General features: G+C 44.6%; 20 protein-coding genes and 1 pseudogene. All 21 read left to right on the top strand.

The window, feature by feature from the left end; all coding sequences use genetic code 11:
• Positions 1-44 precede the first annotated feature (44 nt).
• Complete coding sequence (locus GN277_RS14650; protein WP_159751697.1) at positions 45-4,193, top strand: SpaA isopeptide-forming pilin-related protein; 4,149 nt, start codon at positions 45-47, stop codon at positions 4,191-4,193.
• Positions 4,194-4,354: 161 nt separating this feature from the next.
• Positions 4,355-4,660: a hypothetical protein gene (locus GN277_RS14645; protein ID WP_159751696.1), complete on the top strand. Its 306-nt coding sequence runs from the start codon at positions 4,355-4,357 to the stop codon at positions 4,658-4,660.
• Between the two features lie 8 nt (positions 4,661-4,668).
• On the top strand, positions 4,669-4,989 hold the full coding sequence (locus GN277_RS14640; RefSeq protein ID WP_159751695.1) for a hypothetical protein: 321 nt from the start codon (positions 4,669-4,671) through the stop codon (positions 4,987-4,989).
• Positions 4,979-5,254: a hypothetical protein gene (locus GN277_RS14635; protein WP_159751694.1), complete on the top strand. Its 276-nt coding sequence runs from the start codon at positions 4,979-4,981 to the stop codon at positions 5,252-5,254. The genes GN277_RS14640 and GN277_RS14635 overlap by 11 nt, the downstream gene beginning before the upstream one ends.
• A 1-nt stretch (position 5,255) precedes the next feature.
• Positions 5,256-5,414 carry a hypothetical protein gene (locus tag GN277_RS14630; protein ID WP_204162862.1) on the top strand — a complete coding sequence of 53 codons (159 nt, stop codon included), beginning with the start codon at positions 5,256-5,258 and terminating at the stop codon, positions 5,412-5,414.
• Positions 5,404-6,009 (top strand): hypothetical protein, encoded by a 606-nt coding sequence (locus tag GN277_RS14625; protein WP_159751692.1) that lies wholly within the window; start codon positions 5,404-5,406, stop codon positions 6,007-6,009. The genes GN277_RS14630 and GN277_RS14625 overlap by 11 nt, the downstream gene beginning before the upstream one ends.
• The gene (locus tag GN277_RS14620) at positions 6,009-6,707 is read left to right on the top strand and encodes a hypothetical protein (RefSeq protein ID WP_159751691.1); all 699 of its coding nucleotides are present in this window, start codon (positions 6,009-6,011) and stop codon (positions 6,705-6,707) included. The genes GN277_RS14625 and GN277_RS14620 overlap by 1 nt, the downstream gene beginning before the upstream one ends.
• Positions 6,708-6,719: 12 nt before the next feature.
• Entirely contained in the window at positions 6,720-6,926 is a 207-nt protein-coding gene (locus tag GN277_RS14615) for a hypothetical protein (RefSeq protein WP_159751690.1), read from the top strand.
• Positions 6,923-7,147, top strand: a complete 225-nt coding sequence (locus tag GN277_RS14610) for a hypothetical protein (protein WP_159751689.1) — start codon at positions 6,923-6,925, stop codon at positions 7,145-7,147. Before GN277_RS14615 ends, GN277_RS14610 begins: the two co-directional genes overlap by 4 nt.
• 70 nt (positions 7,148-7,217) lie before the next feature.
• Entirely contained in the window at positions 7,218-7,676 is a 459-nt protein-coding gene (locus GN277_RS14605) for a DUF3435 domain-containing protein (protein WP_159751688.1), read from the top strand.
• 14 nt (positions 7,677-7,690) lie between these two features.
• Positions 7,691-8,563, top strand: a pseudogene (locus tag GN277_RS14600) (LPD25 domain-containing protein); the annotation flags it as partial.
• A 95-nt stretch (positions 8,564-8,658) separates the two neighbouring features.
• Complete coding sequence (locus GN277_RS14595; RefSeq protein ID WP_159751687.1) at positions 8,659-9,030, top strand: TnpV protein; 372 nt, start codon at positions 8,659-8,661, stop codon at positions 9,028-9,030.
• A gap of 367 nt (positions 9,031-9,397) precedes the next feature.
• Positions 9,398-9,661: a CD3324 family protein gene (locus GN277_RS14590; RefSeq protein WP_159751686.1), complete on the top strand. Its 264-nt coding sequence runs from the start codon at positions 9,398-9,400 to the stop codon at positions 9,659-9,661.
• 129 nt (positions 9,662-9,790) lie between these two features.
• Positions 9,791-10,423: a CatB-related O-acetyltransferase gene (locus GN277_RS14585; RefSeq protein WP_159751685.1), complete on the top strand. Its 633-nt coding sequence runs from the start codon at positions 9,791-9,793 to the stop codon at positions 10,421-10,423.
• Positions 10,396-11,163: a conjugal transfer protein gene (locus GN277_RS14580; RefSeq protein ID WP_330587280.1), complete on the top strand. Its 768-nt coding sequence runs from the start codon at positions 10,396-10,398 to the stop codon at positions 11,161-11,163. The genes GN277_RS14585 and GN277_RS14580 overlap by 28 nt, the downstream gene beginning before the upstream one ends.
• A 245-nt stretch (positions 11,164-11,408) precedes the next feature.
• Entirely contained in the window at positions 11,409-11,681 is a 273-nt protein-coding gene (locus GN277_RS14575; RefSeq protein ID WP_159751684.1) for a TetR/AcrR family transcriptional regulator, read from the top strand.
• A 35-nt stretch (positions 11,682-11,716) separates the two neighbouring features.
• On the top strand, positions 11,717-11,977 hold the full coding sequence (locus tag GN277_RS14570; protein WP_159751683.1) for a hypothetical protein: 261 nt from the start codon (positions 11,717-11,719) through the stop codon (positions 11,975-11,977).
• Positions 11,978-12,050: 73 nt separating this feature from the next.
• Positions 12,051-13,082, top strand: coding sequence for a serine hydrolase domain-containing protein (locus GN277_RS14565; RefSeq protein WP_159751682.1), 1,032 nt, complete (start codon positions 12,051-12,053; stop codon positions 13,080-13,082).
• Between the two features lie 21 nt (positions 13,083-13,103).
• Complete coding sequence (locus tag GN277_RS14560; protein WP_159751681.1) at positions 13,104-13,277, top strand: cysteine-rich KTR domain-containing protein; 174 nt, start codon at positions 13,104-13,106, stop codon at positions 13,275-13,277.
• 556 nt (positions 13,278-13,833) lie between these two features.
• On the top strand, positions 13,834-14,277 hold the full coding sequence (locus GN277_RS14555) for a sigma factor-like helix-turn-helix DNA-binding protein (RefSeq protein WP_159751680.1): 444 nt from the start codon (positions 13,834-13,836) through the stop codon (positions 14,275-14,277).
• Positions 14,278-14,341: 64 nt separating this feature from the next.
• Positions 14,342-14,815: an RNA polymerase sigma factor gene (locus tag GN277_RS14550; protein WP_159751679.1), complete on the top strand. Its 474-nt coding sequence runs from the start codon at positions 14,342-14,344 to the stop codon at positions 14,813-14,815.
• The last annotated feature ends 148 nt before the right edge of the window (positions 14,816-14,963 follow it).

The following is a 14,963-nucleotide window of genomic DNA, read 5'->3' as shown; positions in this document are numbered from 1 at the left end:
CCAGAAAGTCAACTATCAACATGAGAACGAACAGGAGGTAATGAATGAAGATTCGTAAAATATTCAAAAGGGCTGCGGCGTTTGCTTTGGCTGCGGTCACGGCATTGTCCGCCGTCCCTGCCACGACAGCGTTTGCGGCGGGCGACATCGGAACGATTAGCTTTACCCACACCTACGATGGTGCAGGGAACGCCATGAGATACAATTCCAGTGCGAACATTGGAGGTCATACCGCAGGAGGGACAGGCGAATATAAGTACCGTATGTATGTGGACCGGGAAACGGCGTTCTGCCTTCAGCCGGGCGTACCCTTAAAAACAGGCAATACGCTTGCAAAAGCATCTTCCAACACATGGAACGCCCTCTCCGCAGACCAGAAAAAGGCGGTGGGGCTTGCCCTGCTCTATGGGTATCAGGGCAACAGCGGAAACCTGTCTGGGAGTGATGATGAAAAATGGCTTGCCACCCAGACCCTTGTGTGGGAGTTTGTCACGGGATGCCGCAACGCCACAAGCCCGTACAGCCAGACAAGCACGACCGTTTACAGCCTGCACTTTGGCTCAAACTATGCTAACAGCGGGGCGAGGGCGGCTTACGACCAGATTGTGTCGATGCTTACAAGGCACAGCACGATTCCGAGCTTTATGTCGGCAGGGAAGAAAGACGTCACAAAGGAGCTTGCCTATAAGGACGGCAAATACAGTCTTACGCTGACCGACAGCAACGGCGTGTTGTCCGAGTATTCCTTTACAAGCTCCGACAGCAATGTAAAGGTGTCCAAGTCTGGGAACAAGCTGACCATCACATCATCAAAGGCGATTGACGGCAAGGCAAGGATTACCGCTACAAGGAACAACACGCCGACTGTCAGCAGCGGTGCGATGATGATTGCCTACGGCGACCCGAACTTACAGGATGTCATTACGGGCGTGGAAAACGTGGACACCATGATGGCATATATCAACGTGGAAACGCCGACAGGCACAGTTGCACTGAAAAAGACTTCCGAGGACGGCGTTGTTGCGGGGATTTCCTTTACCATCAAGGGCGACGGCTTCAATAAGACCGTGAAAACCGATAAGAATGGAAACATTACGGTGGAGGGTTTATTTCCAGGCACTTATACCATTACGGAGCAGTCCATTGACCGTTATGAGCCGCAGAAAACCCAGACAGTGACGATTATCGGGGGAAAGACCTCTACGGTCACATTCAGCAATACTTTGAAGCGTGGCAGTCTGGAAGTTGTAAAAACATCCGAGGATAATCTTGTGGAGGGCGTGAAGTTCCACCTTTACGGCACGTCTTTAAGCGGCTTGGCTGTTGATGAATATGCCGTTACCAATGCAAAGGGCGTTGCGAAGTTTGAAAATGTCCTTATCAGCGGCAGCACGCCTTATACCCTTGAGGAAGTGGATACGGCAGTCCGCTATGTCGTCCCTGCATCCCAGACCGCCCCGATTGAGTGGAAAAAGGTCACAAACCGCAGCTTCCACAACATTTTGAAGAAGTTCAATGTCACGGTATTAAAGACCGACGTGGAAACAGGAAAGAAGCCGCAGGGCGACGCTTCCCTTGCAGGTGCGGTTTACGGCATCTATAAGGGCGAGGAACTGGCTGACACTTACACCACCGATGAAAACGGGCAGTTCACAACAAAATATTATGTATGCGGCGATGACTGGAGCATCCGTGAGATTACCCCGTCCGAGGGCTATCTTCTGGACACCACAATCCACCATGTAGGGGCAGAGCCGCAGCTTTACACCGTGGAATATAATTCTGCAAAGAATGACGTAAACGAGCAGGTCATCAAAGGCAATATCGCCATCATCAAGCACACTGACAACGGCGAAACCCAGATTGAAACGCCAGAGGAGGGGGCTGTATTTGAGGTATATTTAAAATCCGCAGGCAGCTTTGATGCGGCGGAGGAAACGGAACGTGACACATTGATATGCGATGAAAACGGCTTTGCACAGACAAAAGATATGCCGTATGGCATTTATACGGTTCACCAGACCTCTGGATGGGACGGGCGTGAGCTGATGAAAGATTTTGACGTATTTATCTGCAAGGACAGCCAGACCTACCGTTATCTCATTAACAATGCCAACTTTGAGAGCTATATCAAGATTGTGAAAAAGGATATAGAAACAGGCAGGGTTATCCCATATGCAGGTGCAGGATTCCAGATTTACGACCCAGACGGAAACCTTGTGACGATGACGTTCACTTATCCCGAAGTGACAACGATTGACACATTCTACACTACCGCAGACGGTGAGCTTATCACGCCGCAGACTCTGGAATACGGCAAGGGATATTCTCTGGTTGAGGTGCAGGCTCCGTATGGCTACGTTCTGGATTCCGAGCCAGTTTATTTTGATGTAGAACAGGAAAATTCCGAGGATGAAAGCGGCATCACGATTGTCAAAGTGGAACGCTCCAACGTGGCACAAAAAGGAAAAATCACGGTAGAAAAGTCTGGGGAGGTATTCAGCAGGGTATCAGGAAACAAGGGGCTGTATCAGCCGATTTTTGTAGTAGACAGCCTTGAGGGTGCGGTTTATGAGATTACAGCAGCCGAGAACATTATCACAACGGATGGGACGGTCAGAGCCGAGAAAGGCGAGGTTGTAGACACGCTTACCACAGGAGAGGACGGCACGGCAGAATCAAAAGAACTGTATCTGGGAAGATATGAGGTTAAGGAAGTGACCGCCCCGTATGGCATGGTGTTAAGCGAGGAAGTCCACGCCGTGGAGCTTGTATATGCGAGACAGGAAATCGAAGTGACGGAAGCAGGCACGGATTTTTACAACGAGCGTCAGCGTGTGGAAATCGACGTAATCAAGAGCCTTGAGGTGGATGAAGCATACGGTGTGGGAAATAACGGCGAAATCAAAGACGTTACGTTTGGTCTGTATGCCGCCGAGGAACTGACTGCCGCAGACGGTTCTTCTATCCCTGCGGATGAACTGATTGAGGTTATCTTCCTTGATGAAAACGGTCACGGAAAGGCAGTCAGCGATTTACCGATGGGCAGCTACTATGTGCAGGAAATCAGCACAAATTCCGCTTATCTTGTCAGCGATGAAAAGTATCCTGTTGTATTTGAATATGCAGGACAGGAAACAGCCGTTGTAAACATCACGGCGAACGAGGGCGAAGCCATTGAAAACGAACTGATTTACGGCTCTGTCAGCGGTAAGAAGTCCAATGAGGACGGCGAAGATTTAGGCGGTGCGTTAATCGGCATCTTTCAGACAGGCACAACAGAATATACAAAGGAAAATGCGATTGTGACTGCCACATCCGAGGATGACGGCAGTTTTTCTTTTGAAGAAGTTCCGTATGGCACATGGGTCATCCGTGAAATCGAAAGCCCGAAAGGATATGTACTCTCCGAGGAAGAAATCAGCGTGACAATCGGCGAAGTTGACGAGGTTGTGGAGGTTGAGCTTGTCAATTATTTTATCACAGGCAATATCGCTCTGACGAAAGTAGATAAAGATTATCCAGACAACAAGCTCACGGGTGCGGTATTCGAGGTTTACTCGGATATGAACGGTGACGGCAAACTGGATAAGAAAGACGAACTGCTCGGCGAGATGGGTGAGGTGGAGAAAGGCATTTACCAGATGGACGACCTGCGTTATGGCAAGTACCTTGTCCGTGAGAAAACCGCCCCGACAGGCTTTGTGCTTGATGAGAATGTCTATCCTGTATCCATTGAGGAAAATGGCAAGACCTACAACGTGGAGAATGAAGCAGGCAAAGGATTCTTAAATGAAGCACAAAAAGGCTCACTCAAAATCGTCAAGACTTCCTCGGACGGCAAAGTGGAGGGCTTCTCTTTCCGTGTCATTGGCAAAGATTACGACCAGACCTTTACCACCGATAAAAACGGCGAAATCGTCATTGACGGCTTGCGTATCGGCGAATACACCGTTTCTGAGGTCAGCGACAAGGCATCCTCTGGCTATATCCTGCCTGCCGACCAGAAAGTGACCATCAAGACAGACGAAACGGCGACTGTCACTATGCACAACGAGCTGCGTGACACACCGAAAACAGGCGATGACTTTAACCTCGGTTTGTGGGTGAGCCTTGCGGCGGCATTTACAATCGGTGCAGGAATCTTCGGATTTGCAGGCTACCAGTGTGGAAGAAAGAAAAAGGAGGACTAAGCAGAATGAGAGAAAAAAATATGATTGTTATTGTGCTTGTAGCGTTTATCGGTGGTGCGGCTGTATGGCTGCATATCCGCAGGAAGAAATAAATTAAGACAGATTGATGTGGATTGGGGCGGTTGAAAGATACCGCCCTCTTTCCATGTATGGAGGTAGCTATGGATAATTTAAAAACCATAGAGGGGAAAGTGAAAGCTGTCCTGCAAAAGAATGAGGATGCCAGAAATGACGACATGGTGCTGTACCTTGCCCTCTGCAACCTTTATCTGAAAGATGCGGGGAATATGCCGCTTGCAGAAATAATGACAAGGCATAAGGAGCTTGGCTTGCCGAGCTTTGAGAGCGTGGGCAGGACACGCCGCAAATTGCAGGAGAAATACCCAGAGCTTTTAGGCAGTGTGCGGATGCAGAAAATCAGAGCCGCAGGCGAAAAGGCATACCGCAGATATGCCAAAAAATCGTGAGGTGAAAGATGCAGGATAAGTCTTTTGAATACGGAGGGTATCATTTTATCCCAGAGCGGCAGTTCACAAAGCGGGAAGATGATTTTTTCAAGATTACCCGCAGATTAAAAACAGACAGGGAACTTGGCTTTTTTGCCGCCGACTATTATGGCAGGGGAAGCCAGAAATTCCCTTATTCTTATGACGATTTTTACGCTGCATCCACGGATAAGAAATGTGATATTTTCCGCTGCGTGGAGAATGGCAGGCTTTACGTCCCCTGCCAGTATGAATTGCAGCAATATATGGACGGAAAACAGCAGGAAAGGAGGAACGCCTATGAACGGTGAAACACGCTCCAATCAGGGCTATGAAATCATAGAGAGCTGCACTATCGGGAATACGGAGCTTGTCATCGGGCATCACCCGAAAGCCCCGAACCCTTATGTCTGTTGGTACTGTAAGGGCGGCGACAACTATTACTGGGGCTGCTACTGCAATACCCTTGAAGCCGCAAGGGAGAAATTGAACGAACGCTACCAGTCAGAGTGCCAGATGCCGTACAATCAACAGCACGATAAAAAGGCGAAGCAGCATGATGGGCGTGAGCGGTAGCATGAGCAGCAATAAAAACCATAAGAAATACGACTGTACGAACTGTCCTTATCCCCGATATAAGGACAGCCGTGTTATCTTCTGCGACGTCTGCATCCGAAAAATTTTAGATGAGCAGAGGGAGAAAAAGCAGGGAAAGGAGAAGCCCGATGGAGAATGAAGAAAAGCGGATGATAAGCTCCTATGAGGTCATGCAGAGCATCCATATCGGTAAAAAAGAAGTGGTGTTCGGTGTGGATTTAAAAGAAGAATATCCTTTTTTAGTCTGCGACTGCACTTATGACAATCCCCTGTCCGCAGAGTGGGTGACGGATGCGGTCGGCTCAGACGACTATCTGGAAGCCATGCAGATTTTTACGGACAGGGTGCAGGAGCAGATAGGGATTGTGAGAGCCGAGCAGGAACAATTCAAGTTCGACATGACGCCGTTTACCATAGACGACTGCATCCTAGACAATAAAAATGACAGCATTGTGGGAAAGGTCGTTGTTATCAATGCCGAAGTCAACCGCTATGAGTACCGGCATTCCGCCTATCAGCTTGTGTTGGTGGACGGCGGACACGGTGCAAGGGGCGGCAGGGGGCAGGCGGTATTTGGGACTTCGCTTGCGGACGGCAAACACGCCCGATGGGAAAGGTACGATGTGCTTGGGGAAATCAAGCCAGAGAAGATGCCCGATTGGGCAAAAGAAGCCCTTTCTAAAATCAAGGAACAGGAAAAAGCAAAAAAATCAAAGAGCAGGGAGGAACGCTGATGGAGATACGAGCTTTGACACAGCCCGAACAGAAATACACCTATGCCCAGAGTATGCAGCTTGAGGGGCAGACAGGGTGCATCGGTCATCTGCGGGGTAATTTTGCCCCCTCTGGATATGGCTTTTATACCACTTGGTTTGATACAAGGGAGCAATGGAAAACGGACGAGTTTAAGGCAGGTCTGGACGGGGTTATCAATGCCCTGCGTGAAGATAAGGGGCTTTTGCATAACCGTTATGATATGGGTGCATTTACAAAGCAATTTCCCGATAGTGGCTTTAAGGGGAACTATTGCACAGAGTACGGATTCCGTGTAGATACGGGTAAACATGCTTTCCTGCTCCGCTGCAACCCATCAAAGGGCGACTATGATTTTTACTGCTACTGCTATGTGAAAGAATGGCTTGATAAGCACATTAAAAATGCTGAGAAAGGCATCCGCTTTATTGATTCTGGATATAAAGAGAAATTCCGCATCCCAGACGGCGGCAAAATCATCATCACTTATGATTGGGGAGAAAAGGCGGAAAAGACCTGCCGCTATATTGACGAGTACCATATCGAGGTAGGAAGCAATCTCTACCACATCTGCGAGTTTGCAGAGCGTATGGAAAGGAACGGACACAGCTATGAGCCGAAGCCGCAAGAACCGTCATCCGTACAGAAAGCACCGAAACACAAAGACCACGAACGATAGGAGGATTGAGATATGCCAGTCAACCCCAAAGCCGTCAGAGCCTTAAACAAGGTTTTGGATGCAGGCTTTACCGAAGAAAAAGCCATTGCTGCAATGACGATGGACGACATTCCCTCCATGCAGGGGATTACCGTAGCCGAAATCACGCTCATCAATGAGCTGCAAAAGAGCATCAAAGGAAACAAGGTCATCTCATTTCTGGGAGGTGGCACGGAATGAGCGGAGGACAAAAAATCTGCATGACGGACAGCGTAGGCAGGATGCTTTTTTCTGTCCCCGATGGCGACATTATCCGTATGCTTTATGGGAATGGGGAGGATTATTTTGCAGTCTGCCATTATTTAGATGAAACCCATGCAGAGATTGACGGCGTAAGATACGCCGTTCGGGAGTTTGCACAGAGGATGGAACGAAACAAAATCAGCTATGCCCCTGCCTAAAGGCGGGGCATGGACAACAGGAGGATTGATATTTTATGGAACAGATTGTTTTATCGGGTGGTGGTAAGAAGTGAGTACCGAGCTTATCAACCGTATCACAGTAAAGAAAGACGGCGTTTATCTGTCCTCTCACAGCTCGAATGACACTTCTCCCTACCATTCATGGAGGTGCAAGGGCTTGTCGGAAATCTATGCCGCTGAGGGGCAGAAAGGGCTTGACCGTGAGGTTATCCGTATGCTCTATGAGTATGCCGAGCTTCGTGGCTCGCATAAAAGCCTTGACCGCTACCGATACGCAAAGGACACCCCCGCCGCCCGTGCCGTCTACCAGAAATATATGGATAAAATAGACGACCGCTATGGGCAGATGGACGAAGCTGACCAGAAAAGCGTTTGGTATAAGCCCACGGAAAAGGCTAAGGAATACCGAGCCTATGAGCGTGAGATGCGGGAAAAGATGTATTCCGAAATCGCCGAAAGGTGCGGGGAATACGATAAGAAGCAAAAAAACAAGGATTTAGAACGATAAGGAGGTGTGAGCCTATGGCTGCAAAGTACCAGCTTATCACGGAGTTGTACCGCCGCACGGGGAGGGACGTCACGAGAAACCCGCAGGCGTGGCAGGGCTTTTTATCCTCTGCCTGCCGCAATTACAAGTGCCGCTTTGACGAGCAGCTCTTAATTTATGCCCAACGCCCAGACGCTACGGCAGTTGCCGAGATTGGCACATGGAACAGGCTCTTTAAGCGTTGGGTGAACAAGGACAGCAAAGGGATTGCAGTCTTTGACCCGAAAGGACGCAGGAACACGCTGAAATATTATTTTGACGTTTCCGACACTCATGAGGGCTATTATGGCAGCCGACCCGTCCCGATATGGCAGATGGATAAGCGGTACGAGCAGCCCGTCATGGAACGGCTTGCGGACAGGTTCGGCGGCACGGAGGGCGGCGACCTTGCCACCTTTTTAATGGGAACGGCGGAAATCGCCGTGGAGGACAATTTACCCGATTACCTTTCACAGCTTAAAGATTGTACGAAAGACAGTTTCTTAGAGGAACTGGACGGCTTTAATATAGAAGTGATTTATAAACGTCTGGCGGCAAACAGCGTCGCTTATATGCTTTTGAGCCGTTGTGGACTGGATGCGGATGGCTATTTTGAGCGTGAGGATTTTGCTGACATTACGAATTTCAACACGCCTGCCACCCTTAACGCCATCGGCATCGCCACAAGCGACATTTCCGAGATGGCGTTGCGGGAAATCTCTGCGACACTCCGAAATGTGCAAATCGAAGCGAAGCGGCAGAACCGCACATTTGCAAGAAATATCGCAAGCCAGTATGATAAAGGCAGGAAACAACCCGAAAGGAGCGAATACAATGAGCGAAATCACTTACACGAAACAGGGGGATTACTTAATTTAAAGATAATATATACATATAGCCTGCTGATACATTGCTTGCAGATACCCCGCAGAAACCAAACCATACAGAAAAGGAGTTTTTGCATATGAAGTCAATATTTGAACAGTTAGGCGGCACATATCACGAAGAAAATGGGTATCTGATTCCAGATTTAAGATTACCCACTGAGGAAGAACAGCCGATAGGCACATGGGGACAGCGACATCTGGACTATCTGAAGCAGTACCAAAAGGTCACATACACTAATCTTCTCACAAGCGGCAAGCTGAATACATACCTTGCCGACATTAACAGGCAGGCGCAGGAACGCTTTGAACGGCTCATAGAGGGCATGAAGCAGGTACAGGGCATAACGGAACGCCTAAAGGAAGAAAACGCCTTAGAATGGACAGGAAGAATGAATAATGTAAGAGCGTGTGCGAGGGAGATTGTGAACGAGGAAATCATTTACGCATAAGTGACAAGGCGGCAGGGCATGAAAAGCTCTGTCGTTTGTTTTTGGATGTGCTGATTATAAAATTTGTAAATTTTAATTCGTCCTCTGTATGCAAAAGACAATGTGGCATTTCTTGATTTGTCCAAACCTCTATGGTATAATTTCTTCTGGTAATTAAAAAGAACACTGGTGGTGATATTTATGTGCATAAACAAGAAAAGAAAGAATAAAGCTTGGCTCCATGCAAAGCCAGTATAAGCGACGCTTGCATGGAGTAAATATTAGTCGCTAACATATATTGCTGGCTTTGCTGCTTGACTGAATCAATCCTAAAGGATACCTATATGCCATATGGCGATTCTTAAGGAAATCAAGGAGGAAGCCGCATATGAAATATATAAATGCAAATGAAATTCTCCCTGTCAGGCTGGTTGAAGAATTGCAAAAGTATATGCAGGCAGGTTATATCTATATTCCTGCAAAAACGGAACAGCATAAATCTTGGGGAGAATTATCTGGCTACCGAAAAGAGCTTGAAGACCGTAATAAAAAGATTATATCGGATTATAAGCTAGGCATATCTATGGAGAATCTTGCAGATTTTTACCATCTTTCGGTTTATGCTATTAGAAAAATAATATATCAAAAATAATGATTGGGAGCTGCTTAAAGAAAAGCGGCTCTCTTTTTTACACATTACGTCTGTAATGTTTGGTGTATTGAAAATAACACAGCAGATGAATAAAATTATTTCATACATGGCCGACAGGAGGGTTTAAAAATGGCTGATTCAAAGAAAATATATCCACGTACAGGAGATATGCAGACAGTTTATCTTAAAAATGTGATTACAAATCCCAATATTGAAGTAGGCGATTATACGATGTATAACGATTTTTTAAATGACCCTACGAGATTTGAAAAAAATAACGTATTGTATCATTATCCAATCAATCATGACAAGCTCATAATCGGAAAGTTTTGTTCCATTGCCTGCGGTGCAAAATTTCTTTTCAACAGTGCGAATCATACATTGGCTTCATTAAGCACATACCCTTTTCCGCTCTTTTTTGAAGAATGGGGATTGGATAAAAAGAATGTGGCGAAGAGTTGGGATAATAAGGGAAACATAATAATCGGCAATGACGTATGGATTGGCTTTGAAGCTGTTATCTTAGCAGGAGTTACGATTGGCGATGGTGCTATTATTGGCGCTCGTGCCGTTGTCACAAAAGACGTGCCGCCATATACCATTGTAGGAGGCGTTCCAGCAAAGCCAATTAAAAAACGCTTTGATGAAGATGTTATTTCTGATTTGCTTTGTATCGAATGGTGGGACTGGCCAAATGAAAAAATCGCCCGAAATATAGCGGCTATACAGTCGGGATGTATCAAGGAGCTTATGGAGGGTTAAATATGTGTACAAGATTTGTTTATAACGGAGATAATACAGTTGTCGGATTTAATTTTGACATTGACCTTTCTGTATGGACGCATACAGTTATTGCAGAAAAGGACAGGTTTTTTATTGGCATTAAAATGCCAGATAATCAATATCACTCTTTTCATGGAATCAATAGAAACGGGAATGTCGGGACTTTACTTTATGTGAATGGAAATAAGAACGGTGAATATTGCGACGGTGAGGAGTATATTACAGTTGCCGATTTAACAGAAAGCTATATTAAAGGTGAAATTTTATTTGACGATGCACTCAATATTGTCCAAAGCAAAAAAATTGTATATGCAAAAGATGCCACCATGCAGGCTATGCTTTCTGATAAGAACGGACGTGTCCTTATTATTGAGCCAGGGATAGGATACCGTTTCGAGCATACAAAATATTCTCTGATTACCAACTATTCGGTATTAAATCCTGAAATAACCCGACCTTACATTGTATCTGGAGATGACAGATTTGAGAGGGCTGATAAGCAGTTAAAAAAGCAGAATGAAAAATTTTCGGTCGCTGATGCATTCAGCATATTAAAATTAGTAAGACAAGAGGGACTTTGGGCAACACGGGTTTCTTTTGTATATTCTGTAAAAGAGAATCGGGTTTATTATGTTTTAAATAATGACTTTATGAATGTTACAGAGTACCAGTTTGACAAGAATCAGAAACAAAAAATATGTTGCAAAGAAAGCAGGTAAACGATAAAGAGCGATAGCACATGTTGTACCTATATTGCGTTAAATCCACCAAATAAAAAAACGGTTGATTTGGTGGGTGATTTCTTATGCCTATATAATTAATTGAATTCCCTCCAGACCAGAGTTTTATGTTTGGAGGGACTCTATGAAAAGAAGAAGTGATAGTTTTATTCGATTTGTTGACAGTTGGCAGACAACAGTATATAATTGAGCATATGCTTAATTTTTAAAATGGGAGGTTCATCATGGAAAAAGGAGATGAAAGAAAAAAACAACTCTTACGAGTTGCGTTAGATGTATTTATAGAAAAGGGTTATTACGGTACAAGTACTCGCGAAATTGCAAGACAAGCTGGTGTAAGCTCTGGCTTGTTATTTCACTATTTCAGTAATAAAGATAGTATTTATCTTGAATTAATAAAGATTGGCATTCAAGAAATGAAAATCAATACAAAAATGGCAATGAACTCACCTCGCAATTACCTTTTGAAATTATTAAAAATACGTTTGAGCAGTTAGAAAACAATTCTTTCTTTGCAAAAATGTTTGTGTTTATGGATAATGTGCAGTACACAGTAGTTAATGAAAAGGAGATAACGTCGCTTTTAGAATCAACAGATATTTATAAGCAATGGGTTCCTGTTATTTTAGAGGGGCAACAACGTGGCGAGTTTCGTGAGGGAAATCCCCATTCGCTATGTGTCGCTGTTTTGGGTGCCGTACAAGGAATTGCACAGGAAAAAGTCAGAATCCCCAGCACGCCATTGCCAAAGATAGATTGGCTTATGGATATGATAGTCAGCCGTACCAAATAGTACAACACATTTATTCTTTAGGTGATTAAAAGAATTATGGAAAGGTGAACGGAAATATATAACATGTGATGCTATGAAAACGAAAAATTATGATGATTTATTTGATAAATATATTCAGTCAAAAAAGATTTATGAAAGCATAATCCTAATTGAAAAAGGAACTGGGGAAACTATATTCTCAAAAGCTTATGGAAAAAAAGATATAGATAGTCCAATAATAGCGGCAAGTATAACAAAAATGTTTACTGCTGCATGTATTTTTATTCTTATTCAACAAGGTTATATGACATTGAATGATAATCTGCTAAATTTTTATGAACCTGCTTATCTAAAGGGATTGCACGTTTATAAAGGTAAAGATTATTCTTGTGAATTGAAAGTATCAGATTTACTCTACCAAACAAGCGGATTGGCAGATATATATGAGGAGGGAAAAAACAGCGTCAAAAAACAAGCTATAATTTCCGATACATTTATTACTTTTGACAAAAATATTGCGTTAACAAAAGAAAAAGATGCTCATTTTCCTCCTAATTACAAAAATAACGCCCACTATGCAGATATTAACTATAATATACTGGGCGATATTATTGAAAAAGTCACAGAATGTTCATTAGAAAGGGTGTTTGAAAAATACATATTTTCAAAATTAAATATGACGAGGACTTATCTGCCTGTTTCGGAAAAAGAATACATACCTATGGTTTACTATGGGGATAAGCAGTTGTATAGACCGCAATTCATAGTGTGTAGTAAAGCGAGTGGCGGCTGTATTACCTCTGCAAGAGATTTAATGATATTTATACAGGCGTTTTTTCATGGATGGCTTTTTGACAAAAAAATTCTTGATTTAAAACTGTATAAAAAATTACAACTATCTATGTTTCCTATTTATTATGGAAGCGGATATATGAGAGTAAAAATGGGCGGATTTTCCACTTCCTTTTTGGGACAAGGTGATTTGATAGGACATAGCGGCTCAACAGGCTCATTTGCATTTTACTATCCAAACAAAGAGTTATTTTTTGTTGGAGATTTTAATCAAATGAAATATCCTACATTGCCTATAAGGTTTGTAATGCAACTTGCTATGTTTGCACCATAAGAAATAATGAGGTAATAAAAAATGAAGATAACAGAATGGATACATTGCCCTGTCTGTGAAAATAAAACAAGGTTGAAAATACGAGCAGATACAGAGTTGAAAAACTTTCCCCTTTACTGTCCGAAATGCAGGCAGGAAACATTGATTGAAGTAAAGAATTTACAGATTACAGTCATCACAGAGCCAGACGCATAGACGCAGAGCCAATGAACTTGTATATTTACAATTACAGTTCGTTGGCTCTATTTTATTTCATAGGGTTTTAAGGCAAACGCCCACCATATAAAAAAACGGTGTTTTGGTGGGCGGTATTGCTATGCCCGAAAAGACTTAACAGACACTCTCCAGACCTGTTTTGAAGTTTGGAGGGATTTTTTTATGTCCTTTTTTCGGGCAGTTATCCATCTGCTCATGCAACGCAGAATTGACTTATACATAGCATATCGGGGATTGGTAGGAAACCAGTTAAAAAAATTATCCCGAATCATGCAACGCTGCTTCTTGCCATGAAACAAGAAGTAGAATCTCCGCATAACAGAATATGTATCTCCTATAACCGCAGAGGTCACAGAACCTTTGCGGTTATTCTTTTGTCGTTTTTTATCGGAATGTGCCGCAGGGCTGTTTCCGCTGTTGGCTGTCGTTCGCCGCCTTTCCAATCTGGATTAGTTCAATAGCAATCTTCTTGACCTAACAGTCAAGAAGCATCGCAGGCAGAAGCCTGCTCAATTCGGATTGGAGGGAATAAGGAATGGCATATAACCACGGACGTGAGGACAGGAAATGGCGCATCTGGAAAGAGGCTGAGGAAAAAATGCTGCGTGAGCATGGCGTTGATGAAGCGGTCATTGAGCAAATCCGCATGGAGGATAGGGCGGACTTTAATTCCAACAGGCGGTTTTACCGATGGACAAGCGATTTTGGAGAATACCTTGAGGGAATAGCGGGCAACGAACAGCAGGCAGAGCCGAATACCGTTGCGGACTTGCTGGACGAGATTGAGGACGAAAAGTTGTATCAAGCACTTCTTACGGTGGACAAGCATACCCTGCTCATTCTCCTGCTGAAAATGCAGGGGTATTCCACAAGGGAGATTGCGGCAATGGCAGGGCTTACCGAAAGGGCAGTCTACAAACGCCTGGAACGGCTCCGTAAAAAATTGAAGCCTATTTTTTATCCTTTCGGGGAAATTTAACCATTTCCATGGGCTATTGGGTGGGAGGGCAATCCTCCCGCTCAATTTTTCGGGAGGAAAGGAAATGGCATACGGGGCAAAGACATACACGCTTCGGGAGGAATCCACGGAAAGCGGCAAAAGGTATTTTATCAGCTTTAAGGACGGGCAGGGGGAACACCACGAACTGGAAGTGTCTGAACAATTATTCATTGAATTTCGGCAGATGGAGCGCAGGAACAGAAACCTTCAGCAATGGAACCAGCGGCACAGGGAGTTTAACGAGGTATGGGACGAAACGCTTTGCAGACGGGCATTGCGAGTGCCTAAGACGCTTGATGAAAGCATGATTGAAAAAGAACGGAATGAATTGTTTTACAAATCGGTTGCCCGACTGCCAGAGATACAAAGGCGGCGTTTCCTGCTTTATTACGAGTATGATTTCAATTTTTATCAGATTGGCGAGATGGAGCATTGCACCGCTTCCGCTGTCCAGAAGTCTGTTTCGGTTGCAAGGGAGAAGGTTAAGGCAGAAATGAGGAAGTATCTCCAACCGTGACCGTCACCATCCGAAAAAGAAATCCGTTTTTTATCGGCGTAGGACTGGTGGCATTACATACTCTCACTCTTTTTCGTGGGAGTAAATCTATTTTAAGGAGGTCACATCTATGTGCAACAAAACCAAAGACACCGCCCGAAAGGAGGAA

Source organism: Sporofaciens musculi (genome assembly GCF_009830285.1).
Taxonomy (GTDB): Bacteria; Bacillota; Clostridia; order Lachnospirales; family Lachnospiraceae; genus Sporofaciens; species Sporofaciens musculi.
The sequence above is the reverse complement of the archived record's forward strand: the minus strand, read 5'-3'. Positions and strand labels throughout refer to the sequence as shown.